Source organism: Cupriavidus numazuensis (assembly GCF_905397435.1).
Lineage (GTDB): Bacteria > Pseudomonadota > Gammaproteobacteria > Burkholderiales > Burkholderiaceae > Cupriavidus > Cupriavidus numazuensis.
In genome coordinates this window covers 47,625-70,969 of the sequence record NZ_CAJPVI010000049.1, presented here as the reverse complement: position 1 = coordinate 70,969, position 23,345 = coordinate 47,625, and the positions used below count along the sequence as shown (strand labels likewise).

Genomic DNA, 23,345 nt, shown 5'->3' with positions numbered 1-23,345 from the left:
AGCCCGGCGTGAAGACGATTTGGCTTGGCCTGAAAGAAGTTCATGTCGCCGCGAAGACTCTGCGAGGATTACGAGCCGTCGATGATGGGGACAATTGTGTATAACCGCATGCCTTGAGCCAGGCGTTCTTGTAGGGCGTGAATACGGCGAATGGCTTGCCCTGGCCCGTCAGGATCTCGTCGCGCTCGAAGATGACCTGATCCTTGAACGTGAAGAGCACGCGCGCGTCCTCGGCCAGCGACTCGCGGACGGCAGCATCGCGCGCAACGGCATCCGGTTCATAGTCGTGGTTGGCGAACACGGCCTGCACATCCAGTTCACGAGCCAACGCGGGAATCGCGCTTGCGGCGGCATCGTTCATGACGATCAGGCCGCCGCCGGTCGCGCGCAAGGTGGCATCGAGCTCGACCAGCGACTCGCGGATGAAATCGACACGGCGATCCGCCTTCAGGCCACGCGCAAGCAGCGGGTCCAGGATATCGCGGTCGAACACGAACACGCACCAGACCAGACTGCAGTGCTTGAGGGCATAATGCAGCCCCGCGTGGTCGGTCGCCCGCAGGTCACGCCGGAACCACACGAGGCCGCGGTCGAACTGGCGGCTGATACGGTAGGGTGTGCGAGCGGCGGCTGGTATGTCTGTGGTTTGCATGGTGCCTTGGTGAAGGGGAGCCGGGCGATACCCTAACATAGCGATACGGTGGGCCCGCCCTCCGAAACACTTTCACTGACGATCCAAATCCCATGACCCTCGACCGCATCCTCCAATCCCAAGGCTTTGGCACACGCCGCTACTGTGGCGACCTGATCGCCGCAGGGCTGGTGGAGGTCAATGGCGAACTCTGCGAAGACCCCCGCGCACAATTCGAAGTGGACGGACTGCGCCTGATGGTCGACGGTGAGGAGTGGGTCGCCTGCACCAAGGCCTACCTGGTGCTGAACAAGCCGGCCGGCTACGAGTGCTCGCAGCGCCCACGCCACCACCCGAGCGTGTACAACCTCCTGCCGGTGCCGCTGCGCCAGCGCGAGGTCCAGGCCGTCGGCCGGCTCGACCACGACACCACCGGCCTGCTGTTGCTGACAGACGATGGGCAATTCATCCACGCCCAGACTTCGCCGAAACGCAAGGTGCCGAAGGTCTACGAGGTGACGACGGCCGAACCGGTCACGCAGGAACAGGTGGATGCCCTGCTCACTGGCGTGAAACTCGACGATGAACCCGCGCCGATCGCGGCAGAAGGGTGCGAGATCACCGGCGAACGGAGCCTGCGGCTGACCCTGCTGCAAGGCAAGTACCATCAGGTCAAGCGCATGGTGGTGGCTGCCGGCAATCACGTGAATGCCTTGCATCGCAGTGCCATCGGCGGCCTGAAGTTGGACCCGGCGCTCCCGGAAGGCGAGTGGCGTTGGCTGACGGCCGAGGATCTGGCGGCACTGACCAGCAAGGACTGAGCTACGATTTGCTGCGCCGCAGCGCGACCAATTCTTTTCCGGTCGCCCCCCGGTGATTTGATAAAATGCCAGGTATGGCCAAGTCCGAAGCTCCCATCAATCTGACGAATCAGTTCCTGATAGCCATGCCCGGCATGGCGGATCCGACTTTTTCGGGCTCTGTCGTCTATCTTTGCGAACATAATGAGCGCGGCGCGCTCGGGCTGGTAATCAACCGCCCGATCGACATCGACATGGCCACGCTGTTCGACAAGATCGATCTGAAGCTGGAAATTCAGCCGGTGGCGCACCAGCCCGTTTATTTTGGCGGCCCGGTGCAGACCGAGCGTGGTTTCGTGCTGCATGACCCGGTCGGCATCTACGTGTCGTCATTGGCTGTGCCCGGCGGCCTTGAGATGACGACATCCAAGGATGTGCTGGAAGCCGTGGCGAACGGCAGCGGCCCGCACCGCTTCCTGCTGACGCTGGGCTACTCCGGCTGGGGCGCCGGTCAGCTCGAAGACGAGCTTTCCCGCAATGGCTGGCTGACCGTCCAGGCCGACCCCGAAATCATCTTCAGCGTGCCGCCCGAGGAGCGCTTCGCGGCCGCCATCCGCCTGCTGGGCATCGACATCACCATGCTTTCCGGCGAGGCCGGGCATGCCTGACGGCGTGGGGCGCGAACTGCCCCGCGACGGCACGGTCCTGGCATTCGACTACGGCGAGAAAAAGATCGGCGTTGCGCTCGGCAACTTCGTCACGCGTCACGCGACTGCCCTGACAATCCTTCCGAACCTGTCGGTTGAAAGCCGCTTCCAGGCCGTCGGCGAGTTGATCCGTGAGTGGACGCCCGTGCAACTCATAGTGGGCATGCCGGTCAACCCGGAAGGCGGTGAGCAGCCCTCGATGCGGCTCGCGCGCCGCTTTGGCAATCAGCTCAACGGACGCTACAGCCTGCCCGTGGAGTGGGTGGACGAACGCTATTCCTCGCGCATGGCCGCCATGGGCGGCGCCCGCCGCGGCGAACTCGATGCCGAGGCCGCACGCATCATCCTGCAACAGTATTTCGACCAGCTTCCGCTATGACCCGACATACCAATCCCGACGCCGAGGCGCTCTACCGCGCCTTGCTCGACCAGGCCCAGGCGCTGATTCCGCAAGCCGAGCGCGCGCAGTGGTCCGTGGCCGGCATCCATTCCGGCGGTGCCTGGATTGCGCAGCGACTCGCGGCGGACCTCGGACTGCCTGACCACGGTGTCATCAACGTGGCCTTCCACCGTGACGACTATGCCAAGAAGGGCCTGCACAGCCAGGCCCAGCCGAGCACACTGCCGTTCGATGTGCAGGACCGCAAGATCCTGCTGATCGACGATGTGCTGGCCACCGGCCGCACCATCCGCGCGGCGGTCAACGAACTGTTCGACTATGGCCGTCCGGCGCGTGTGGCGCTGGGCGTGCTGGTGGACCGCGGCGGCCGCGAGTTGCCGATTGCGGCGGACCTGGTCGCGCTGCAGACTGAACTCCCGCGTGAAGCCACGCTCGTACTAGCGCGCCAGGGCGAAGGCGCCAAGGCGACCTTTGCCTTTACCACCGAATCCTCGGCCGGTTGATCCGGCCAATTTTTCGTCCACCGGCTCCAAGACCAGACTAGTCCCCCCGATTTTTGCCCGCGCCTGACCACCCATGACCAAGACGTTCCGCAACCCGCAGCTGACCAAGAACGGCGAACTGAAGCACCTGCTGTCGATCGAGGGATTGTCGCGTGACATGATCACGCACATCCTCGATACCGCCAGCCAGTTCGTGTCGCTGTCTGACTCCGACCGCGATGTGAAGAAGGTGCCGCTGCTGCGCGGCAAGAGCGTGTTCAACCTGTTCTTCGAGAACTCCACGCGTACGCGCACCACCTTCGAGATCGCCGCCAAGCGGTTGTCGGCGGACGTGCTGAACCTGAACATCAACGCCTCGTCGACCAGCAAGGGCGAGTCGCTGCTGGACACGATCAACAACCTGTCGGCCATGTCGGCGGACATGTTCGTGGTGCGCCACGCTAGTTCCGGCGCGCCATACCTGATCGCCGAACACGTTGCCCCGCACGTGCACGTGATCAACGCCGGCGACGGTCGTCATGCGCACCCGACGCAGGGCCTGCTGGACATGTACACGATCCGGCACTTCAAGAAGGACTTCACGCAACTGCGCGTGGCGATCGTTGGCGACATCCTGCACTCGCGCGTGGCGCGTTCGGATATCCACGCGCTGACCACGCTCGGCGTGCCGGAAGTGCGTGCCATCGGCCCGCGCACGCTGCTGCCGTCGGGACTCGAGCAGATGGGCGTGCGTGTCTTCCACAACATGGAAGAAGGCCTGAAGGGCGTGGACGTCGTGATCATGCTGCGCCTGCAGAACGAACGCATGAGCGGCGCGTTGCTGCCGTCGGCGCAGGAGTACTTCAAGGCCTTCGGCCTGACGCCGGAGCGCTTGGCGCTGGCCGCACCCAACGCCATCGTGATGCACCCGGGGCCGATGAATCGCGGCGTGGAGATCGATTCCGCCGTGGCGGACGGCCCCCAATCGGTGATCCTGAACCAGGTGACGTTCGGCATCGCCGTGCGCATGGCCGTGATGGGCATCGTGGCGGGAAACAGTGACTGACCGCGCGATGCCAACTTCGAGCCAGAACATCCCGAACACGCCAAGCGACACGACAAGCCAAGCTATGAAGATTCACATCCAGGGCGGCCGCCTGATCGACCCGGCCGCGAAGATCGACGCCCAGCAGGACCTCTACATTGCCGCCGGCAAGATCGTCGGCGTGGGCAGTGCACCCGCGGACTTCACCGCCAACAAGACTATCGACGCCCGCGGCCTGATCGTATGCCCGGGGCTGGTTGACTTGTCGGCCCGCCTGCGCGAGCCCGGCTACGAATACAAGGCCACGCTCGAATCCGAAGTGGCTGCCGCGGCCGCCGGTGGCGTGACCAGTCTGCTCTGCCCGCCTGATACGGACCCCGTGCTCGACGAGCCCGGCCTGGTCGAGATGCTGAAGTTCCGCGCGCGCACGCTGAACCAGACCCACGTCTACCCGCTGGGCGCGCTGACGCAGGGCCTGAAGGGCGAAGTGCTGACCGAGATGAACCAGCTGACCGAAGCCGGCTGCGTCGGTTTCAGCCAGGCCGAGGCGCCGGTGCGCAATACGCAGGTGCTGCTGCGCGCGCTGCAATACGCGCAGACCTTCGGCTTCACCGTGTGGCTGCGTGCGGAAGATCCGTTTCTCGGCGGCGGCGTGGCCGCGAGCGGCGCCGTGGCGTCGCGACTGGGGCTGTCGGGCGTGTCCGTGATTGCCGAGACGGTGCGCCTGCATACGATTTTTGAGTTGATGCGCGCCTCGGGCGCTCGGGTGCATATCTGTCGCCTGTCGTCGGCCGCCGGGCTCGAGCTGGTGCGCCAAGCCAAGCGGGAAGGGTTGCCGGTCACGTGCGACGTCAATATCCACCACGTCTCGCTGACCGACATGGATATCGGCTACTTCAACTCGCAGATGCGTTTCTCGCCGCCGCTGCGCAGCGCGCGCGACCGCGACGCTATCGTTGCCGCGCTGGCTGACGGGACCATCGACGCGCTGTGCTCGGACCACACTCCCGTCGATGACGACGAGAAGCTGCTGCCGTTTGCCGAAGCGACGCCGGGCGCCATCGGCCTGGAACTGCTGCTGCCGCTGACGCTGCGTTGGGCCGCCGAGCACAAGGTGCCGCTGCAGACTGCGCTGGCGCGCATCACCTCCGAACCCGCGCGCGTGGCTGGCCTGAAGGCCGGCACGCTGGCGTCGGGTGCCGTCGCGGACATCTGCCTGTTCGATCCGAAGGAAATCTGGAAGGTCGACCGCCAATCCATCAAGAGCCAGGGCAAGAACTCGCCGTGGCTCGGCTATGAGATGGAAGGCAAGGTGCGGATGACGCTGGTCGGCGGCCAGGTCGTCTACGGCAACCACAATCACAACCATCACTGACGCGCATGGTCTGGCTGCGCAAGACGGCGCTGGTTCTGCACCTGGTGCGCGGGTTGTTGACCTGCGCGGTGCTGTTTCCGTGGCTTGGCATGGAGTCACGGCGACGGCGCATTCGCGAGTGGTCGCGCGAGCTTCTCCGCATTTGCGGTGTAACGGTGGAGATTTCTGATTCCCACGGACCGCCTCGTGGAGCACTCGTGGTGGCCAACCATATTTCATGGCTCGACATTTTTGTGCTTAATGCGTGGAGTCCGTTTCGTTTTGTTGCAAAATCGGAAATTCGAGGCTGGCCCGTGATTGGATGGCTCTGTGTACAGACCGGGACGCTATTCATCGAGCGCGGAAAGAAGCGCGATGCCCATCGTACGCTGCACCACATCGCGGACTGCTTGCTGCAGGGGGATATCGTATGTGTCTTCCCTGAGGGCACGACAAGCGACGGTGTGTCGGTGTTGCCATTTCACTCGAATCTGCTTCAGGCTGCTATTTCTGCGGGAAGGCCTATACAGCCCGTCGCGCTGCGGTATTTGGACAAAAAGACCGGGCGCTCAACTGCGAGCCCGGCCTACATCGACGACCTGTCTCTCGGCGATTCGCTGAATAACATCCTGCGATCTCCCCCCATTGCTGCAAGAGTTCTGCCGGGACCGGAAGTGCACCACGGTGAGGGAGACCGGCGTGCATTGGGCGTCCATTGCAGAGGTGCGATCGAAGCCCTTCTTGAGCAAGATTCCGCCATGCACGCCGAGCCTCCAGAGAGGAAGGTGGGGGTTTTCCTGTAGGCCGACGCGGTGTATCTTACGGCGCTGGCCGGCAACGAATCAGGGTAAATGACTTATGGCGCATTTTCATTGCTTGCTTCGGAGCAGGCGATCGCGCCGCCACTAGAAAGTGGGCCTTTGCTGAAAAGTGGCTCAAAATTCACTACAACATGATCCTCAAAGAGATATACGACTATCGCCAGATCGTCTCGCAACTGGTGATGCAGCAACTGCTAACGCGCTATCGTCGCACCATCTTCGGCTATCTGTGGACGGTTCTGAACCCATTGCTGATGATGGGTATCACCGCGCTGGTGTTTTCGCATGTTTTTCGCTTTGGGCTGCGTGACTATACGATTTTCCTCCTGGCCGGCACGGTCCCCTGGACATTGTTTTCCAGCACACTGATACAGGCGGGCGCTTCCATCGTCGGCAATGAGGGGCTGCTGAAGAAGATCTATATTCCGAAGATCATTTTTCCAGTTTCCACCTCAACCGGGATTCTTCTCGATTCGCTTTTCAGCCTGTGCGCGCTGTTCGTCATCGCGCTCTTTGTCGGGGCGAAGATCAGTATCGCGCTAGTCTTTCTGCCTATAGCTTTTGCGTTGCTTTATGTCTTTTCGCTGGGCTTGTCGCTGACACTCGCCGTCGTCATGGTGTACTTCCGCGATATGCAGCACCTGATTGGCGTCATGCTGCAGGCATGGTTCTTTGTCACGCCCATCATGTACCAGCTCGATGCGATCTCCCCCCGCCTCAGGGAAATCATTGTGCTGAATCCCATGTTGTATTTTATCGACCTGTTTCGTGCCCCTATTTACCAATCGGTCTTTCCTTCGCTTCATACCATCGGAATCGCAACTGTCTTGGCGGCTGTCAGCTTGGTTGTCGGGTTGAAGATCTTTCGCCTGTACGAAAACAAACTCATTTTTAGGCTATAAGCGATGTCTCGTATTGAAGTGTCGGATGTTTCTCTCCGATTCCGCCTATACCACGATAAAAGTCCGAATCTGAAGGACTATGTCACTAACTTCCTGCGTGGCAAGAGTCACGGTGGGCATACGGATTTCTGGGCGCTCAAGAATATCAACCTGACCATATCGAGAGGGGACCGGATCGGCATTATCGGCCACAATGGCGCAGGCAAGAGCACACTGCTGAAGACGATCTGCCGCATCTATACTCCCCAGCAAGGATCGATCAGCGTGAGTGGGCGTGTGGCTCCCTTGCTGGAGATCGGGGCGGGATTCAATCTTGAGTTCAGCGGCCGAGAGAATATCTATTTCAGCGGTGGCATCTTGGGCTATAGCAGGAAGCAGCTTGAGAGCCTCGAGCAAGAAATCATCGATTTCACCGGCCTGGAGGAATTCATCGATACACCGGTGAAGTATTACTCCACTGGCATGTATATGAAGCTCGGCTTTGCCATTGCTACAGCAGTGCACCCGGAGATCCTGATTCTGGACGAGGTCTTTGCCGGTGGCGATGCCTCCTTCGTGGAGCGCGCACAGAAACGGATGACGGAATTCATCGATCGATCAAACATCATGGTCTGTGTGTCGCATGACATGAACCTGCTCCAGACGATCTGCAATCGCATGATCCTGCTTGATCACGGGCAGCTGATTGGAGACGGGTCGCCCGAAGAAGTGATTGAGCTTTACAAGAAGGCAACGCAAGGCTAGGCGGCGCGGTTATAAGGCAATATTGGCTGGGACGTTGAGCGGTTGGGGAGGAGCTTGGAAGAATGCGGAATCTGATCCGTTGGATGAAGGGCAGGGTGCAAGCCACTAAGCTGCAGGCGAGCCCGACGGGAGTAGCTACCCGGGGCCTGCCCCCGGGCCTCGTCGACACGGCGTACTGCCTGCGGCGGTATGGCGATCTGACGGGTGGCGTAGAGCCACGTGCTTATTACCTGCAAGTCGGACGGACACCCGGCTTCGACCCAAACCCCATGTTCGACAGCGAGCACTATGCAAGCCAACTGGCCGGTCGCGATATTGGTGAATCGGCTACGTTGCTCGAGCATTACCTGCAGGTTGGAGAGCGCGAGGGACTGTCGCCCTCACCTATCTTCGATCCCGAAGTCTACCTTACGCGCAATCCGGACGTGGCCGCCGCCGGCGTAAATGCACTGGAGCATTTCCTCCGCTGGGGCGCGCGGGAAGGGCGACAGTTTGCTGATCCCGAACACCCCGATTTGGACGCGCGGATCGGTCACGTCCTGTCACGCGACAGCGAAAACCGGTTCGCTTTGTCGCTGCGAGTGGTGCGCCACATCGCCGCAGGACGTCTGGACCAAGCGCATGAAGCGTCGCTGTCTCTGGCTTCTGAGGAGCGCGCGAGCCTGCTTCCGCCTGTGCTCAACTCGCTGGCCGAGCGCTTCTGGGTGCAAGGTCTGCTGCACAAGGCGGTGGCCGCGTGGGAAGAGAGCCGAAGCCTCGCGCCCGCAGCGTTCCGATCGTACGGCGATCTCGGCCTCGTGCTGCGTGCGCTTGGCCATCACAGACGCGCGCTGGAGGAATTGTCGACCGCCATCGAGCAGGGCGACGAGCGGCCCGGAATTGCTGAAGCTCTGCGTGCTATGCGCGCAGAGTACGATCATCGGGAACCTGCGGCGGATGCCAGCAATGGCGACAGCAATGCCGCCATTCAACTCTTTGATACGAGCTTCCCGTCTGAATTATCCAGCTTTCGTTTTGGCGAATTTTCAGCTTACCTTCACGAGCTTCCATCGAGTCGCATTCACTCGTCTACCTGGGACATCTCGCACCTGCATAAGTCCGAATCATTCGAAGCAATGGCGGCGCGCCACACTGCCGCCCATGGAATGGATGCCAGCCGGGTTGCCCTCTATGAGGCCGGGCGCAAGCAAGGTCGCATCGGTTACTGCGTATTCCTGAACAACGCCAACTTGTTCTTCTCCGAGGATCCCGCGATCGCGCTGGATGCCATGGCGTTTACGCTGTATCCGGGCGGTGGCTATGAGCTGAACGATCCCAATTCAGATCTCAAGCTGCGTCGCCTTTGCGACAATCCTCGCCTTGCAAAGATCATCACCACCCAGAATCTGACCTATCGCTATCTGATCGAAAAAGGGTTCTGCGAACCGGACAGGCTGTTGCACCTTTTCGGTGGTGTGGTTCCGATGTGCTTTGACCCTGCAGCGCTTGACCGAATCGAGGCGTGTCGAAACACGTTCCACCCGGTGCTGAACGTCTGCTTCGTTGCGCAGCGCTATAGCGCCTTGGGCGCGGAAAAGGGTTACGACGTCTTCGTGTCGGTGGCGGAGCGACTCCGTGCCCGGGACGATATCGCGTTCCACGTTGTCGGCGGTTTCGACGAAAGCATCATCGCGCTGCAACCCGGGGTACGCATCCATTTCCACGGTGTGCAGCCGGCAAGCTTCTTTCCTTCGTTCTACCAAGAGATGGACATCATCGTTTCGCCGAATATCTCTGGCTACCGACTCAATGGAGGCAGGGGATCGTTCGACGGATTTCCCACCACGTGCTGCGTGGAAGCGGCGCTCTGCGGAACCGCCTTGTTCCTCTCAGATTTCGAGGGGCTGAACGCGGATCTGTCCGGCCAACCAATATATCGACCCGGCCTGGATTTTGAGTTGATAGATCGTGATGCTGACGATGTGGCTGCCAAAGTGCTGCGCTACGCAGACGACCGCGAAGCACTTCGGACTCTGGCCCGTGCTGGTCGCGCGGTCGTGCTTCGCGATCTCTGCTATGACAGACAGATCGTGCCGCGGCTTGAACTGCTGCGCGGGCTGAGCGGCATGGCGTCACGTGCGGGCTCTGATCTATGACATTCGTTTACCGAACTTTGCGCCGGGTGAAGGTGCTACTCCGGAGCGTGGTTACTGGCTCGCTGCCTCAAGCGCAGACATGGCCGCTGGATGTTGCCTATTATGAAGCACGCTATGGCAGCAACCCGATGCCGGGAGGCCCGGCAAAACACTACTCTGGCCCCGGCTCCAGCTTGGGATACGATCCGCTGCCCCTGTTTGACAGCGCGTTTTATCGGGCGCAATTGGGCGAGGCCGATGCGCGGGACGGCACGCTGCTTGACCACTATCTGCGCACGGGTGCAGCACAAGGGCTAGATCCGTCGCCGCTCTTTAGTTCTCGCGCCTACTTGGCCTGGAACCAGGACGTTGCGGCGGCTGGTGTCAATCCCCTCGAGCATTTCATCCTGCATGGGGAAGGCGAGGGGCGCCGCTGGATCGATGTGGAGGCGCCGGGAGTCCTGCAGGCGGCTCGCGGCATCCTGGCAAGGGACCCGCTGAATCGCTTTGCGGCCCGCGTGATCGCAGAGAGACTTTCCCAGTTCTTCGACGCCGACTACTACCGCACGCAAATGGGCAGCGAAGCACAGGAACCACTGCAGCACTACCTGCTCCATGGTGCGAGTTCGACGCTAGATCCGCACCCGATGTTCTCTGCTTCGCAATATTGCCGCGCCGCTGGCGTCGATGCGCTACCAGTTGGCATGACACTTCTCGAGCACTATCTTGCCTCCGATGCGGCAAGGAAAGTTTCGCCATCGGTGTTGTTCGACCGCGACGACTACTTGTTGATGAACCCCGACGTTAATGCGGCAGGCGTGGACCCGTTCGAACATTTTGTTCGCTGGGGCGATGCTGAAGGGCGATTGCCGGTTTCGTTAGAGCGCATTGATTTGGACGAGCGAATCGCAGCAGTTCTGAGAGAGGTGCCGTCTCATCCCCAGGCGCTGCGACTGCAGGCGATCCGTATGCTCGAAACCGGTAACGCCAGTCTCGCCTTGCAGATGCTTGAAGGGAAGGGGGAAAGCATTCCCGCCGCGCTCTATCAGGCACTGCGAGGCCAGGCGCTGCAACACGGAGGCCATATTGAAGAAGCCATTGCTGCCTACCATTTGTCTATGGCGACGTCGTCAATCGATGCGTCGAAGGCAGACCTCGAGGTTGCAGGCCTGCTCGCGCGCGAGGGCTACCGTGCGGAAATGCGCGGCGCTCTCGATCTTGCCGAGGCGAGCTACAAGGCCGCCCTGGGCAAGGGGCTTCCGGAGCCACACCCGATCCGGGACCGCCTGGCGAATCTAGTCTATGGCAAAGGGGACATCGACCTTGCGATGTCGCTGCTGGCAGTGAGGGACGACGGGCAGCCAACCCAGATTCTCGAACTGCCGCTAAGCTCAGTGTACGCGCACGGTAAGCGCGGGGCATGCGCCTATACGGAATTTTTGCCAACGCGCTCGATCGAGCCGATTGCACCGGCATTCCTGCGCCCCCCCGCCGCGCTGACAGCCGAAGCCGGAATCCTTGAGGCACCGCCGTTCTATCGTGCTACGCTGGATGACTGCGTCGCGGCAAGCCGTTGCAACGCCATACTTCATCAGGACACGCTGCTGTGCGATCTGGCCGCGCATCCAGCGAGTAGCAGGGCGCTGTTCGGCGATCGTCTTCGGGAGCGGCAAGTAATTCGTGCCCGGTTCGCGGGGCGTGCGTTGACGGAGTGGCCCGCTACGGATCCTGTTCACATCGAGCGCGGACTGATGATGTTCGGCGTTCAAAGCCGCAATTTTGGCCATTGGTGCGTGGAGTACCTGCCGCGAATGTTGGCGTACGACGGCGTGGAGGACAATGAGGGCTTTCCGCTGATCGTCGATGCGGGAATGCCGAAATCTCACCTGGACAGCCTTGAGTTGCTCAACGAAAAGCGCAGGGAGATCGTCGTCCTTGAGCCCGATACCCTGGTGCACTTTGGTCACCTGGCAATTGCGCCCGTACCCGCGTATTTCCCGCTCGACGGACTGGATGGCCACGCCTATGACGCGGTCTGGCCACGTGACGTTCTTGGGCGCCTCAAAAAGAGAATGCTGGCAGCCATTGAGGCCCGCATTGGCACGCCGCGAACGCGTGAGCGCCGCATCTTCATTTCCCGCCGCGCGTTCTCGAGCAGGCAGATGGTGAACGAGGTCGAGATCGGCTCATTGCTTGCCACCTATGGTTTTGAGACTGTTTATCCCGAGGACTTGTCATTCCTCGAACAGATCGATGTATTCCGTTCGGCTGCCATCGTGGTCGGCTCGTGCAGCTCGGCCATGTCCAATACGTTGTATTGCGCAGCAGGAACGCCTGCCATCGGGCTGATCCATGATGAACCGAACTTCAACTTCCGGGGCTATGCCAGCTATAGCGACGCGGGCGGCGTCCCTATGCTGTTTGTCCAGAACCAGTCGTTGCCGGGCCAGCATGCAGTCCATGCGTTTCATCGCAATTACTGCGTGAATCCGGACGATCTGCGCGAAGCCCTGCGATGGGCCGAGCGTCGTCTGCTCGCGCGCGGCGAACTGGTTTCGGACGGCTAATTAGTCTTGCTGGGCTAGTCCCCCGCGTGGATCGACTGTCCCAGCAAGCCGACCTCTTGGCAGTCGACCTGCACAACGCGCCGGACCTGCGGGTCGGGGGCCATTTGCACAGCGGTTAGCTTGCTGCCCCAGACGCAACCGGTATCAATCGACATCAGGTTGGGCCGGAGCAGGAGGCCAATTGCGGACCAGTGGCCGCAGACAATGGTGGTGTCTGCCGATTTCCTGTCCGGCACATCAAACCATGGCAGAAACCCGGCCGGCCTGTTCTCGAGCGATCCCTTGGACGCGAATTCCATTTCCCCGGCTGGTGTGCAAAAGCGAAGCCGCGTCAGCGCATTGACCGTCACGCGTAGTCGATCCGCGCCTTCCAGCTTGTCGTTCCATGCAGCCGGAGCGTTGCCGAACATACTGACAATGGCAGATTTCCAGTTCGGACCGCGCAGCGCCTTTTCTACCCCGGCGGCCAGTTCCATGACCTGTTCCACGGTCCACTGAGGCAGCACACCCGCATGCACGAGCAGAAATCCATTCTCGAGCAGCGCGAGTGGCTGATGCCTTATCCACTCGATGAGCACGTCCCTGTCAGGAGCGGCAAGAATCGAATCCAGAGTGTCTCGGCGCCCCGGCTTGCGCACCCCGGCTGCTACCGCGAGCAGGTGGAGGTCGTGGTTGCCCAGAACAACTTTCGCCCTTGTGCCCAGTGAAATAAGCAGGCGCAAGGTACCAAGGGAGTCGGGGCCGCGATTGATCAGGTCGCCTACGAAACGTACCGGCGCGCCGTGTAACTCGGGTTGAGAAAGCAAAGTGCCCAATGAGTCACAACATCCTTGTACATCACCTATGGCGTAAGGGAAGGTGGTAATCATCGATGTAAGAATCGAAAACAAATGCGACGAAGATAGCGCGCTATTGTGCCTTTCCGAAAGGATCGCCGCTTGGCAGAATCATTGGGCATCTCTCGCAAACGCGAACAACGCTGCTCCCGATCCATCCGTCATTTGTCGATGACATTGTTACAAAATATGCAATTCGCCCCGGCTTGATGCTGGGCAAGGGCAGGGCGTGCGATAGAATTCGGGCTTCGGTGACGGAGCAGAGGTTCCCACCCGGAGTCCAATCCATAATCAGCCACCATAAGTAAGAAAAAGTGGTCTATGCTGCGCCTTTGGGGTTCGGAGGCGCTGACATCATTGTCGCGAGTTTCCCCTCGGGAGAAGAAATTGAGTAAGGTCTTTGTAACAGGCGGCGCCGGATTCATCGGCGCTAATTTTGTCTTGGACTGGTTGGCTGGCGGTCATGGGGCCGTAGTCAACATCGACAAGCTCACATACGCGGGCAATTTGAAGACGCTGGCCAGCGTGGCCGACAACGCTGACCATGTGTTCTCGCGCACTGACATCAATGACCGCGACGCGCTGGACCGGTTGTTTGCCGAACACAAGCCTGTCGCCGTATTGCATTTTGCCGCGGAGAGCCATGTCGACCGCTCGATCCATGGGCCGGCGGAGTTTGTGCAGACCAACGTTGTCGGTACTTTTACATTGCTCGAGGCCACGCGTCAGTACTGGCAGGCTCTGGACGCCTCGGCGCGCAGCGACTTCCGTTTCCTGCATGTTTCGACCGACGAGGTTTTCGGATCGCTAAGTCCGACTGATCCGCAATTCTCCGAAACGACGCCGTATGCGCCCAACAGCCCTTACTCGGCCAGCAAGGCCGGCTCGGACCATCTGGTGCGCGCGTACTACCACACCTATGGACTGCCGGTCCTGACCACGAATTGTTCCAACAACTATGGCCAGTACCAGTTCCCCGAGAAGCTGATCCCGCTGGTTATCACCAACGCACTGGCCGGAAAGCCGCTGCCCATCTATGGCGATGGCCAGAACGTGCGCGACTGGCTGTTCGTCGGCGACCATTGTGCTGCTATTCGCACGGTTCTCGAGCAAGGCCTTCCCGGTGAGACCTATAACGTCGGCGGGTGGAACGAGAAGACCAATCTTGACGTTGTCCACACAATCTGCGCTTTGCTGGATGAACTGAAGCCAAGGGTAGCAGGCAGCTACCGGGATCAGATCACCTTTGTGAAGGATCGTCCTGGCCATGATCGGCGCTATGCCATCGATGCTCGCAAGCTGGAGCGCGAACTCAACTGGCGACCGGCCGAAACTTTCGAGACCGGCATGCGCAAGACAGTGGAATGGTACCTTGCGAACCCGTCGTGGGTCGCAGACGTGACATCAGGCGAATACAGGAAATGGGTCGATGAGCACTACTGTGCGTAAGTTGCCGTCCAATCCCGTTATTCTCGTTACCGGAGCTAACGGCCAAGTTGGTTTTGAACTGGCTCGCAGCCTGGCTCCTCTGGGGCAAGTCGAGGCGGTTGACCGTCGTGCTTGCGATTTGTCTGATGCCGCGGCAATCGCACGCATGCTGGATCGCATGCGCCCTGATCTGATTGTGAATGCCGGCGCATACACAGCGGTGGACAAGGCCGAAGCCGACGCGGACACGGCTTTCGCGGTGAATGCCCGCGCGCCCCAACTCCTGGCCGCTGCCGCTGCCAGCATGGGCGTACGCATGATTCACTATTCCACCGACTACGTGTTCGACGGCGAAAAGACGGGCTGGTACACAGAGGATGATGTGCCTGCCCCACGTTCCGTGTACGGTCGGAGCAAGCTCGAGGGTGAACAGGCCGTGGCCGCCTCCGGCTGCGATTATTGGATTTTCCGGACCAGTTGGGTGTTCGGATTGCATGGCGGCAATTTCGCGAAGACCATGTTGCGTCTGGCCTCAGAGCGCGACACCTTGCGCGTGGTCGCGGACCAATTCGGCGCGCCGACACCGGCGTGGCTGATCGCGGACGTCACCGCGCAAGCGATCTCACGTGGCTGGTCCGCAGCGGCGGGCAAGCAGGTCGGTAGCGGCGTTTTTCATCTCTGTGCGAGTGGTGAGACCTCCTGGCATGGCTATGCAAGTTTGTTGCTCGCTCGAGCGGCAGAGCGCGGCGCGAGGTTGCGTGTACAGGCTTCCGCGGTGGAGCCGATTCCGGCGAGCACGTATCCAGTAGCGGCGGCACGCCCTGCAAACTCCAGGCTCGATACCGGCAAGCTCCGTGAGCAATTTGGCCTGACCATGCCAGACTGGCGCGTTGGAGTGCAGCGCCTCGTCGATCAAATTTATTCCTGAGAGGTGCCCAAATGCGAAAAGGCATAATTCTGGCCGGAGGCTCTGGCACGAGGCTGTACCCGATTACCCGGTCGGTTTCCAAACAGCTACTGCCGGTCTACGACAAACCGATGATTTACTACCCTCTGAGCACACTGATGCTCGCGGGTATTCGCGATATTCTGATTATCTCTACGCCATCCGATACTCCGCGTTTCACTGAAATGCTGGGCGACGGGTCGCAATGGGGCATGAATCTCAGCTACGCGGTCCAGCCTTCTCCCGATGGCCTGGCACAGGCTTTCATCATTGGCAAGGACTTCGTCGGCAATGATCCGTCGGCGCTGATCCTCGGCGACAACATCTTTCACGGCCACGATCTGCAAAAGCAGTTGGTCCGTGCAAAGGAACGCGAGGCGGGCGCTACGGTGTTTGCCTACCACGTCCATGATCCCGAGCGTTATGGTGTGGTTGAATTCGATAGCAAGTTCCGCGCAGTCACGATCGAAGAGAAGCCGCTCAAGCCGCGTTCCAATTTTGCTGTAACCGGTTTGTATTTCTACGACAACACGGTTTGCGACGTTGCGGCCTCGATTCGTCCGTCGGCGCGTGGCGAACTTGAAATCACGGACGTCAACAAACACTACCTCGAGGCTGGGAAGCTGGATGTGGAGATCATGGGGCGCGGCTACGCCTGGCTTGACACCGGCACGCATGATTCCCTGCTTGAGGCGGCCACGTTCATTGCGACGTTGCAGCATAGGCAGGGGCTGATGGTGGCGTGTCCCGAGGAAATTGCATACCGGAACCGCTGGATTGGCGTGAATCAGATTGAGCAGATTGCCGCCCAGCTATCGAAGAATGGCTACGGCGCCTACCTGCGCCAGATTCTGCAGGATGTGACTGTATGAAGCTGACCGTCGTCCCTACTCAGCTCGAAGGCGTGCTCGTACTCGAACCGAAGGTATTCGGCGACGCTCGCGGTTTCTTCTTCGAGAGCTTTAACGCGCGTGAATTTGCCGAGGCGACAGGAGTGTCGAAGCCGTTCGTGCAGGACAATCATTCGCGTTCGTCGCGGGGCGTGCTGCGCGGGCTGCATTATCAGATCCGACAGCCCCAGGGGAAACTGGTGCGCGTCACGGAAGGGGAGATTTTCGACGTGGCTGTCGACGTGCGTCGTTCATCGCCAACGTTTGGTCAGTGGACGAGCGTATCGCTATCCGCCGAAAACAAGCGCCAATTGTGGGTGCCGGAAGGTTTTGCCCATGGTTTTGTTGTTGTTTCAAGCACGGCCGAAGTCCAGTACAAGACCACGGACTATTGGTACCCCGAGCATGAGCGCAGTATCCGATGGAACGACCCGATGCTCGCGATCGCATGGCCGGAAGTCGGCGTTCCGCTGCTTGCGGAAAAAGATCGCAATGCGCCGCTGCTGAATGCAGCGGAAGTCTTCGCCTAAGGGGTCTTTCGCTCCCGTCCTGTGCTAGAAGCCAGGCGGGACAACCAGCACGACCGACTACACACATGAATATCAACGTCACCAAACCGTTTCTGCCGCCGCAGGCTGAGTACCAGAAGTACGTACAGGAGATCTGGGCACGCGAATGGCTGACCAACAATGGCCCGCTGGTCAATGAATTGGAGCTTCGCCTTAAGGAGTGGCTGAGGCTCGATCACCTGTTGTTTGTGTCGAATGGCACGATTGCCCTGCAACTTGCTATCAAGGCACTGAACCTGACCGGCGAGATCATCACTACGCCTTTCAGCTATGTGGCGACGACCTCGAGCATCGTCTGGGAAAACTGCGTACCGGTGATGGCCGATATCTGTCCGCGGACCTTCAATATAGATCCGGCACGGATCGAGGATCGAATCACCGACAGAACCTCTGCGATTCTGGCGACGCACGTGTACGGGACGCCGTGCGACGTGGAGAAAATCGAGCGTATCGCGCAACGTCACAACCTCAAGGTCATCTACGACGCGGCGCACGCATTCGGCACCACCTATCGCGGCAAGTCGCTGTTCGCATTCGGCGATATTTCGACGACCAGTTTTCACGCTACCAAACTCTTCCACACGATCGAAGGCGGCGCCATCGTCACGCAAGAGCCGGAAGTCCTTAAGGTGCTGTCGCGCATGCGGAATTTTGGCCATGTGTCGCCAACCGCTTTCGACGGTGTAGGTATCAACGGCAAGAACTCGGAGTTCCATGCCGCCATGGGCCTATGCAACCTGAAGCATATCGACGATATCCTGCGCTCGCGCAAAACGTTGTCTGCACGCTACGATGAGAGCCTGCGGGGCTTGCCTATCCAACGTCCACAACTGCCGGATAACTGCGGGTACAACCACGCATACTATCCGGTGGTATTTGAAAGCGAAGCCACCAATCTTGCAGTCATCGAGACGCTGAATCTGCATAGCGTCTTCCCGCGCCGGTACTTCTTCCCGTCGTTGGGTTCGCTGAACTACGTGAACGACACAACGCCGACGCCGGTTTGTGACGATCTTGCGGCGCGAGTGCTCTGCTTGCCGCTGTATCACTCGCTGAGCTTTGAAGAGATCGACATGATCTGCCGGCTGATTCATCGCGCATTGAAGTATTGAGGACCATGCGGTTGCGCGACCGCATTCCGAAAGGAATCCATTTGAAACTCAGTATTCTGCTGGTTACATTCAACCATGCCGCGTATATCAGGCGGGCATTGGACAGCATCTTGTGGCAGGACCTTGATTTCTCGTTCGAGATCGTGGTCGCCGATGACGCTTCGACCGACAACACACGGGAGATCATTGCCGAGTATGCGGGCAGGGATCCCCGCGTCAGCATCCGGTTTCTGCCCGAGTCTCATAATCTGGGAATCACGAAGAACTACCAGCGCGGCTTTGCGGCCATTGATACGGAGTATGTGGCAATCATCGAGGGCGACGACATCTGGAGCAGCCCCCACAAGCTGTCGCAGCAACTCGCATTCCTGGAGTCGCATCGCGAATGCGTGCTCTGTGCTTGCAATTATTTCGTGTACCTCGAGGAGGAAGCCCGCTATACCGAGCGCGTGCCTGGCAGCGATGGTTTCCGGTACCTTGACAGCCGGCAGCTGATCGCGGACAACCTCATCGGCAATTTTTCCACGTGCCTGTACCGGACTTCGGCGCTTCGCCAGTTGCCTGTCGAGCTTTTCGATGTGCGCGCCTACGACTGGGCCGTGAACATCGCTGTCGGCCGGCTGGGCCTGATTGGGTTCCTGAACTCGCCGTTGTCTATCTACCGTATCCACGGTGGCGGGACATGGAGTCTGCTGTCGCATCGCCAGAAGCTGACGTCGCAGCTGGAGGTTATCCCGCAATATGACGCTATCACGGGCAGTGTTTTCCGCGAGGACTTCGATGCCCTGGCCGCGCGGCTGCGTGCCGCAGGCGCCGGGTCCGGGCATGCTCAGGCGTTTCAACTCCGCAGGGCCCTGCGTTGGGGCGCAAGGACGGCGGTCGACTGTCTGCCGCCGCTGATAGCGACACTGTTGCGGCAACTTATACCTCCCGTTTTCAAACGGGTGCTTATTAGAATGATTGGAAGGCGAGCATGATTGCTCCTACTGTATCGGTCATCATGCCGGCGTACAACCACGCGCCGTTTGTTGCCGAATCTATTCGTAGTGTCTTATCACAGGACTTCGAGGACCTCGAGCTGCTGGTCGGCGATGACGGATCTCCCGACAACACGGTCGCCGAGATCGGCACCATTTCCGACGCACGCATGCAAGTATTCGCCAACAAGGTGAATCGCGGTGCTGGGGTGGTAACGAATGAACTTATCTCGCGCTGCCGAGGCAAGTACATTGCGCTGATCAACTCAGACGATGCCTGGTTGCCGGGCAAGCTATCGTACCAGGTGAAGCTGCTTGAACAGGACGCGTCACTCGGCGCAGTGTTCGGTCGTGCGTGTTATGTGGATCGGGAAGGCGACCTGATCGAGAAGTCGACCATGCAGTTCGGGCATATCTTCGATCAGGAGAATCGCTCGCGCGGAGACTGGCTCAAGCGGTTCTTTGATCATGGAAATTGTCTTTGCCATCCGTCCATGCTGATTCGCCACGAAATCTATGGCGAGGTCGGCATGTACGACAACCGCTACCGGCAACTTCCCGACTTCGAGATGTGGGTCAGGTTCATTCGCCGCTGGCAGCTGCACGTCTCCGAGCGCGAACTTGTGAAGTTCCGCATTCTTCCCGGCGAGAATGCGAGCAGTCATACGCCAGCCAATTCAGTGCGTACGATGAATGAGCACTACATGATCGCGCGGAATTTCTTCGATGGTGTCTCGGCCGAGTTGCTGACCGAAGCATTCGGAGACCGTGTCGTCCATGATCCGCGCAAGTCCGAAGTTCATGCCGACATCGAGAAGGCGCTGTTGTTCTTCGGCTACAACCAATGGCTTGGCCATATGTACCGCATCGTTGGTGTCGACAAGCTCTTCGATCTGCTGGCCAGCCCCCCCCATCGGGATGCGCTGAAGCGCGACTATGATCTGGACGACCGGACCTTCCACAAGATGATGGGTGAATCTGACGCTTTTCGGCCGGCGAATCCGCTGCATACAGTGTCCGGCAGGGCGTTGCTGCGGGAACTCAAGTTGCGGATCCGGCGACGGTTCGCATAATGGTGCATGACGATGTCCCGGGTAACGGCACGGCGGGCGTAACTGCTGAACAGGTCGGCGCGGTCGTGGTGACCTACAATGCCGACGCTCTGCACTTAGATCAGCTTCTTCGCGCATTGTGCGAACAGGTGGGCTGTATCGTGATTGTCGACAACGCCTCAACGAATGGGCCCCATGTTCCGGGCAATTCGTTCGCTTCGCGAATCGAGGTGATGCGATGTGAGAGCAACGTTGGCATTGCGGCGGCTCATAACCTGGGCCTGCAGTACTTGCGCGAAGCCGGTTATTCCTACGGCCTGTTGATGGATCATGACAGCCTGCCGTTGCCTGGCATGGTTGACAGCCTGTTGGCTGTCGATCTTGCGCTACGTCGTCAGGGCGTGCAGGTTGCCGCCGTCGGACCCGTCACTATCGACCGGCGTACCAGAGCGCGCTCAAAATTTGTCAAGATCCGCCACGGCATCGTCAGTCGTGTTGATTTCGCTGACAACGACGGGTGGGTGCAGGCGGATTTTCTCATCTCGTCGGGCACACTGCTGCGGCTGGATGTCGTGCAGACAATCGGCGGCATGAATGAGGGCTATTTCATTGATCATGTCGATACCGAATGGTGCCTGCGCGCGCTTGCGGCCGGCTACCAGATTTTCGGGGTCCGTGACGCGCTCCTTGATCACTCGTTGGGTGATCGGATTGTGCGGGTCTGGCTCGGGCGCATGCGCGAAGTGCCCGTCCATTCGCCGTTTCGCAACTACTACATGTTCCGCAACACGGTGGCGATGCTGCGCGATGTACCTATGCCGTTCGCGTGGAAGAGCGCCTTGCTGTATCGGCTGCTGCAGTTCCTGTTGTTCTTCGTGATTTGCGTCGGCCCGCGTCGCATTCGCGCCCGACTGATGTTCAAGGGGATTTGGCATGGTCTCATCGGCCGTACCGGCAAGCTATGAGCGAGGTAACGCAACGATGCCGGAGATCACCGTTTCCGTCATCAGCCATGGCCAGGGCGAACTAATCTTGCCGCTGCTGCAGCAGTTGTCCTCCATTGCCAAGGTGCTGCCGTTGCGCGTAATCGTGACCGAGAACATGCCGGGTACGGGCGGCGCACTGGTGCCGCTAGGCGAGGGGCTGTATGACCAGTTGATTGCCAATCCGCAGCCGAAGGGCTTCGGCGCGAATCACAATGCTGCCTTCGAGCGCTGTGTCACGCCGTTCTTCTGTGTCATCAACCCGGACATTCGACTGGATGGCGAACCGTTCTCGGGGTTGTGCGAAGTGCTTCGCGCCGCGCCGGGCATTGCGGCCCCTTGCGTCATGAATTCGGCGGGAAGCCTCGAAGACAGCGCGCGGCGCGTGCCAACACCGGCGCGCCTGTGGCGGCGCGCGGTCTGTGGCAAGCGCCAGGCTGACTATGTACCGCACGGCGGCGTCGTCACGGTGGACTGGGTCGCAGGCATGTTGATGATGTTCGATACAGACGTGTTTCGGCGTCTGGGCGGCTTTGACGACCGTTTCCATATGTATTGCGAGGACGTGGACGTTTGTCTGCGGGCGCACCTGGCCGGATTTTCGGTACAGTGGGCGACCGGTGTCCGCGTCGTGCATGATGCTCAACGGGAAAGCCACCGGAAGTGGAAGTACCGAGCGTGGCATGTCGAGAGCATGGCTCGCTTGCTTCTTTCCCGGAGCTATCTCGACTTCCTGTGTCAGAGGCGAAGGGCAGGCTAGTTCGATCAGCCAAAAATCACTTTATGTTCGATTACTTCTGGGTGCCGGCATCGTGCGCGTTAATCAGCCTAGTGGCGCTTTTCGCGCTCCGGCCGGTCGCAATCCGCATCGGCCTGGTGGATGTCCCGGGCGGCCGCAAGCGGCATGTCGGTGACGTTCCGCTAATTGGCGGAATTGCCGTGCTCGTTGCTGTCTGGATTGGTTCGCTTATGTACCTGCGGACCTTCGACCGGTACGTTGCCCTGTATGCGGGCGTCACGCTGCTCGCCGTCGTGGGCCTGGTCGACGACCTGCGTGGCATGCGGCCGCTGACTAAACTCGCATTTCAGTTCCTGGCGGCCATCCTGATGACCTCGTGGGGCAGTGTCTACTTGATGTCACTCGGAGACTTGTTTGGGCGACGCGAGATCGATCTGCTTAACTGGGGCATCCCGCTGACCATCTTTGCAGTGCTGTCCGTCGTCAACGCACTGAACATGAGCGATGGGCTGGATGGACTCGCGGGAGGGCTCGCGGTAATCGTGCTCGGCTGGATGGCTTTTCTGGCGACGACCGTCGGCAATATGATGGTGTCGCGGATTGCGATGATCTTCTGCGGGGCGTTGATCGGCTTCCTGCTGCTGAACGTGCATCACCCATTGCGTGGTCGGCAACGTGTCTTTCTCGGCGATGCCGGTAGCCTGCTGCTCGGTTACATCATGGTCTGGTTCGCCGTGGAACTCACGCAAGCCCCCTACAACCCGCAGGGGCATGTGCCGCCGGTAGTGATGCTGTGGGTGCTCGGCCTGATCCTCGTGGACCTGATGGCCGTCGTGATGCGGCGCATGATCAAGGGCAAGAATCCGCTTGCAGCGGATCGCACGCACTTGCACCACGTGCTGCTGCGCGTGGGACTTTCGCCGTCGCAGGCCGTATGTCTGATCTGGCTGGCCAACGTCTTGTGTGGACTGGTCGGCGTCGCTGGGTGGAAATTGGGTCTGGCCGATCAGTGGCTGTTTCTGGCTTTCCTGGCATTTGCCGCCGTTCATTTCATGATGGTGCGCAATGCCTGGAAGCTCATGCGGGCGGTTCGGCGCGTGACCAGGAAGTCGGGCACGACAACGGCTTCCTAGTGGCTTGTGGCTGCATGCAAAGTGACTGACGAGGCGCCATTGCTGCCCGTTGCCTGCGGAATCGGCGCACTGAATAGTTTACAATCGCGGGATCTGTCTCCCTTCCGCTGCCG

General features: G+C 60.1%; 22 protein-coding genes and 1 pseudogene. 21 read left to right on the top strand and 2 right to left on the bottom strand.

The genetic code is table 11. The features are described from left to right. Positions 1-85 precede the first annotated feature (85 nt). A pseudogene (locus KHO41_RS30825) lies at positions 86-652 on the bottom strand (deoxyribodipyrimidine photo-lyase); the annotation flags it as partial. Between the two features lie 92 nt (positions 653-744). Here KHO41_RS30825 and KHO41_RS30820 point away from each other — a divergent pair. From KHO41_RS30820 to KHO41_RS30770, 11 genes are all read left to right on the top strand, one after another. After that, complete coding sequence (locus KHO41_RS30820; RefSeq protein WP_211957031.1) at positions 745-1,452, top strand: pseudouridine synthase; 708 nt, start codon at positions 745-747, stop codon at positions 1,450-1,452. 74 nt (positions 1,453-1,526) lie between these two features. Beyond that, positions 1,527-2,099, top strand: coding sequence for a YqgE/AlgH family protein (locus KHO41_RS30815; RefSeq protein ID WP_211957030.1), 573 nt, complete (start codon positions 1,527-1,529; stop codon positions 2,097-2,099). Further along, on the top strand, positions 2,092-2,517 hold the full coding sequence (gene ruvX / locus KHO41_RS30810) for a Holliday junction resolvase RuvX (RefSeq protein ID WP_211957029.1): 426 nt from the start codon (positions 2,092-2,094) through the stop codon (positions 2,515-2,517). The genes KHO41_RS30815 and ruvX overlap by 8 nt, the downstream gene beginning before the upstream one ends. Next, positions 2,514-3,041, top strand: coding sequence for a bifunctional pyr operon transcriptional regulator/uracil phosphoribosyltransferase PyrR (pyrR, locus tag KHO41_RS30805; RefSeq protein ID WP_211957028.1), 528 nt, complete (start codon positions 2,514-2,516; stop codon positions 3,039-3,041). Before ruvX ends, pyrR begins: the two co-directional genes overlap by 4 nt. 73 nt (positions 3,042-3,114) lie before the next feature. Next, entirely contained in the window at positions 3,115-4,086 is a 972-nt protein-coding gene (locus KHO41_RS30800) for an aspartate carbamoyltransferase catalytic subunit (RefSeq protein WP_211957027.1), read from the top strand. Positions 4,087-4,150: 64 nt separating this feature from the next. Continuing rightward, the gene (locus KHO41_RS30795; RefSeq protein WP_244874109.1) at positions 4,151-5,440 is read left to right on the top strand and encodes a dihydroorotase; all 1,290 of its coding nucleotides are present in this window, start codon (positions 4,151-4,153) and stop codon (positions 5,438-5,440) included. Between the two features lie 5 nt (positions 5,441-5,445). Next, the gene (locus KHO41_RS30790) at positions 5,446-6,222 is read left to right on the top strand and encodes a lysophospholipid acyltransferase family protein (protein ID WP_211957025.1); all 777 of its coding nucleotides are present in this window, start codon (positions 5,446-5,448) and stop codon (positions 6,220-6,222) included. A gap of 149 nt (positions 6,223-6,371) precedes the next feature. Then, positions 6,372-7,142 carry an ABC transporter permease gene (locus tag KHO41_RS30785; protein ID WP_211957024.1) on the top strand — a complete coding sequence of 257 codons (771 nt, stop codon included), beginning with the start codon at positions 6,372-6,374 and terminating at the stop codon, positions 7,140-7,142. 3 nt (positions 7,143-7,145) lie between these two features. Next, a complete protein-coding gene (locus KHO41_RS30780) occupies positions 7,146-7,886 on the top strand; it encodes an ABC transporter ATP-binding protein (protein ID WP_244874108.1) in 741 nt (246 codons plus the stop codon). Between the two features lie 62 nt (positions 7,887-7,948). After that, positions 7,949-10,021, top strand: coding sequence for a glycosyltransferase family protein (locus KHO41_RS30775; protein WP_211957023.1), 2,073 nt, complete (start codon positions 7,949-7,951; stop codon positions 10,019-10,021). Further along, the gene (locus KHO41_RS30770) at positions 10,018-12,567 is read left to right on the top strand and encodes a glycosyltransferase 61 family protein (protein WP_211957022.1); all 2,550 of its coding nucleotides are present in this window, start codon (positions 10,018-10,020) and stop codon (positions 12,565-12,567) included. Before KHO41_RS30775 ends, KHO41_RS30770 begins: the two co-directional genes overlap by 4 nt. Positions 12,568-12,581: 14 nt before the next feature. Here the strand turns inward: KHO41_RS30770 and KHO41_RS30765 are convergent, their stop codons facing one another. Beyond that, entirely contained in the window at positions 12,582-13,436 is an 855-nt protein-coding gene (locus KHO41_RS30765; protein WP_211957021.1) for a symmetrical bis(5'-nucleosyl)-tetraphosphatase, read from the bottom strand. A gap of 354 nt (positions 13,437-13,790) precedes the next feature. Here KHO41_RS30765 and rfbB point away from each other — a divergent pair, with 354 nt between their 5' ends. From rfbB to KHO41_RS30715, 10 genes are all read left to right on the top strand, one after another. Continuing rightward, positions 13,791-14,852: a dTDP-glucose 4,6-dehydratase gene (gene rfbB / locus KHO41_RS30760; RefSeq protein WP_244874110.1), complete on the top strand. Its 1,062-nt coding sequence runs from the start codon at positions 13,791-13,793 to the stop codon at positions 14,850-14,852. After that, positions 14,833-15,759, top strand: coding sequence for a dTDP-4-dehydrorhamnose reductase (gene rfbD, locus KHO41_RS30755; RefSeq protein ID WP_211957019.1), 927 nt, complete (start codon positions 14,833-14,835; stop codon positions 15,757-15,759). The genes rfbB and rfbD overlap by 20 nt, the downstream gene beginning before the upstream one ends. 11 nt (positions 15,760-15,770) lie before the next feature. Then, on the top strand, positions 15,771-16,649 hold the full coding sequence (gene rfbA / locus KHO41_RS30750) for a glucose-1-phosphate thymidylyltransferase RfbA (protein ID WP_211957018.1): 879 nt from the start codon (positions 15,771-15,773) through the stop codon (positions 16,647-16,649). Further along, the gene (gene rfbC / locus KHO41_RS30745; RefSeq protein WP_211957017.1) at positions 16,646-17,197 is read left to right on the top strand and encodes a dTDP-4-dehydrorhamnose 3,5-epimerase; all 552 of its coding nucleotides are present in this window, start codon (positions 16,646-16,648) and stop codon (positions 17,195-17,197) included. The genes rfbA and rfbC overlap by 4 nt, the downstream gene beginning before the upstream one ends. 65 nt (positions 17,198-17,262) lie before the next feature. Beyond that, on the top strand, positions 17,263-18,348 hold the full coding sequence (locus tag KHO41_RS30740) for a DegT/DnrJ/EryC1/StrS family aminotransferase (protein ID WP_211957016.1): 1,086 nt from the start codon (positions 17,263-17,265) through the stop codon (positions 18,346-18,348). A gap of 41 nt (positions 18,349-18,389) precedes the next feature. Next, entirely contained in the window at positions 18,390-19,325 is a 936-nt protein-coding gene (locus tag KHO41_RS30735; RefSeq protein WP_211957015.1) for a glycosyltransferase, read from the top strand. Beyond that, positions 19,322-20,398, top strand: coding sequence for a glycosyltransferase (locus KHO41_RS30730; protein WP_211957014.1), 1,077 nt, complete (start codon positions 19,322-19,324; stop codon positions 20,396-20,398). Before KHO41_RS30735 ends, KHO41_RS30730 begins: the two co-directional genes overlap by 4 nt. Beyond that, the gene (locus KHO41_RS30725; protein ID WP_211957013.1) at positions 20,398-21,342 is read left to right on the top strand and encodes a glycosyltransferase family 2 protein; all 945 of its coding nucleotides are present in this window, start codon (positions 20,398-20,400) and stop codon (positions 21,340-21,342) included. The genes KHO41_RS30730 and KHO41_RS30725 overlap by 1 nt, the downstream gene beginning before the upstream one ends. A 16-nt stretch (positions 21,343-21,358) precedes the next feature. Further along, positions 21,359-22,120, top strand: coding sequence for a glycosyltransferase (locus KHO41_RS30720; RefSeq protein ID WP_211957012.1), 762 nt, complete (start codon positions 21,359-21,361; stop codon positions 22,118-22,120). A 23-nt stretch (positions 22,121-22,143) separates the two neighbouring features. Further along, positions 22,144-23,232: an MraY family glycosyltransferase gene (locus KHO41_RS30715; RefSeq protein ID WP_211957011.1), complete on the top strand. Its 1,089-nt coding sequence runs from the start codon at positions 22,144-22,146 to the stop codon at positions 23,230-23,232. The last annotated feature ends 113 nt before the right edge of the window (positions 23,233-23,345 follow it).

Bases quoted from the DNA above. Each gene is read 5' to 3' on its own strand.
- KHO41_RS30820 (WP_211957031.1), top strand. From the start codon at position 745: ATGACCCTCGACCGCATCCTCCAATCCCAAGGCTTTGGCACACGCCGC.
- KHO41_RS30815 (WP_211957030.1), top strand. From the start codon at position 1,527: ATGGCCAAGTCCGAAGCTCCCATCAATCTGACGAATCAGTTCCTGATA.
- ruvX (WP_211957029.1), top strand. From the start codon at position 2,092: ATGCCTGACGGCGTGGGGCGCGAACTGCCCCGCGACGGCACGGTCCTG.
- pyrR (WP_211957028.1), top strand. From the start codon at position 2,514: ATGACCCGACATACCAATCCCGACGCCGAGGCGCTCTACCGCGCCTTG.
- KHO41_RS30800 (WP_211957027.1), top strand. From the start codon at position 3,115: ATGACCAAGACGTTCCGCAACCCGCAGCTGACCAAGAACGGCGAACTG.
- KHO41_RS30795 (WP_244874109.1), top strand. From the start codon at position 4,151: ATGAAGATTCACATCCAGGGCGGCCGCCTGATCGACCCGGCCGCGAAG.
- KHO41_RS30790 (WP_211957025.1), top strand. From the start codon at position 5,446: ATGGTCTGGCTGCGCAAGACGGCGCTGGTTCTGCACCTGGTGCGCGGG.
- KHO41_RS30785 (WP_211957024.1), top strand. From the start codon at position 6,372: ATGATCCTCAAAGAGATATACGACTATCGCCAGATCGTCTCGCAACTG.
- KHO41_RS30780 (WP_244874108.1), top strand. From the start codon at position 7,146: ATGTCTCGTATTGAAGTGTCGGATGTTTCTCTCCGATTCCGCCTATAC.
- KHO41_RS30775 (WP_211957023.1), top strand. From the start codon at position 7,949: ATGCGGAATCTGATCCGTTGGATGAAGGGCAGGGTGCAAGCCACTAAG.
- KHO41_RS30770 (WP_211957022.1), top strand. From the start codon at position 10,018: ATGACATTCGTTTACCGAACTTTGCGCCGGGTGAAGGTGCTACTCCGG.
- KHO41_RS30765 (WP_211957021.1), bottom strand. From the start codon at position 13,436: ATGATTACCACCTTCCCTTACGCCATAGGTGATGTACAAGGATGTTGT.
- rfbD (WP_211957019.1), top strand. From the start codon at position 14,833: ATGAGCACTACTGTGCGTAAGTTGCCGTCCAATCCCGTTATTCTCGTT.
- rfbA (WP_211957018.1), top strand. From the start codon at position 15,771: ATGCGAAAAGGCATAATTCTGGCCGGAGGCTCTGGCACGAGGCTGTAC.
- rfbC (WP_211957017.1), top strand. From the start codon at position 16,646: ATGAAGCTGACCGTCGTCCCTACTCAGCTCGAAGGCGTGCTCGTACTC.
- KHO41_RS30740 (WP_211957016.1), top strand. From the start codon at position 17,263: ATGAATATCAACGTCACCAAACCGTTTCTGCCGCCGCAGGCTGAGTAC.
- KHO41_RS30730 (WP_211957014.1), top strand. From the start codon at position 19,322: ATGATTGCTCCTACTGTATCGGTCATCATGCCGGCGTACAACCACGCG.
- KHO41_RS30725 (WP_211957013.1), top strand. From the start codon at position 20,398: ATGGTGCATGACGATGTCCCGGGTAACGGCACGGCGGGCGTAACTGCT.
- KHO41_RS30720 (WP_211957012.1), top strand. From the start codon at position 21,359: ATGCCGGAGATCACCGTTTCCGTCATCAGCCATGGCCAGGGCGAACTA.
- KHO41_RS30715 (WP_211957011.1), top strand. From the start codon at position 22,144: ATGTTCGATTACTTCTGGGTGCCGGCATCGTGCGCGTTAATCAGCCTA.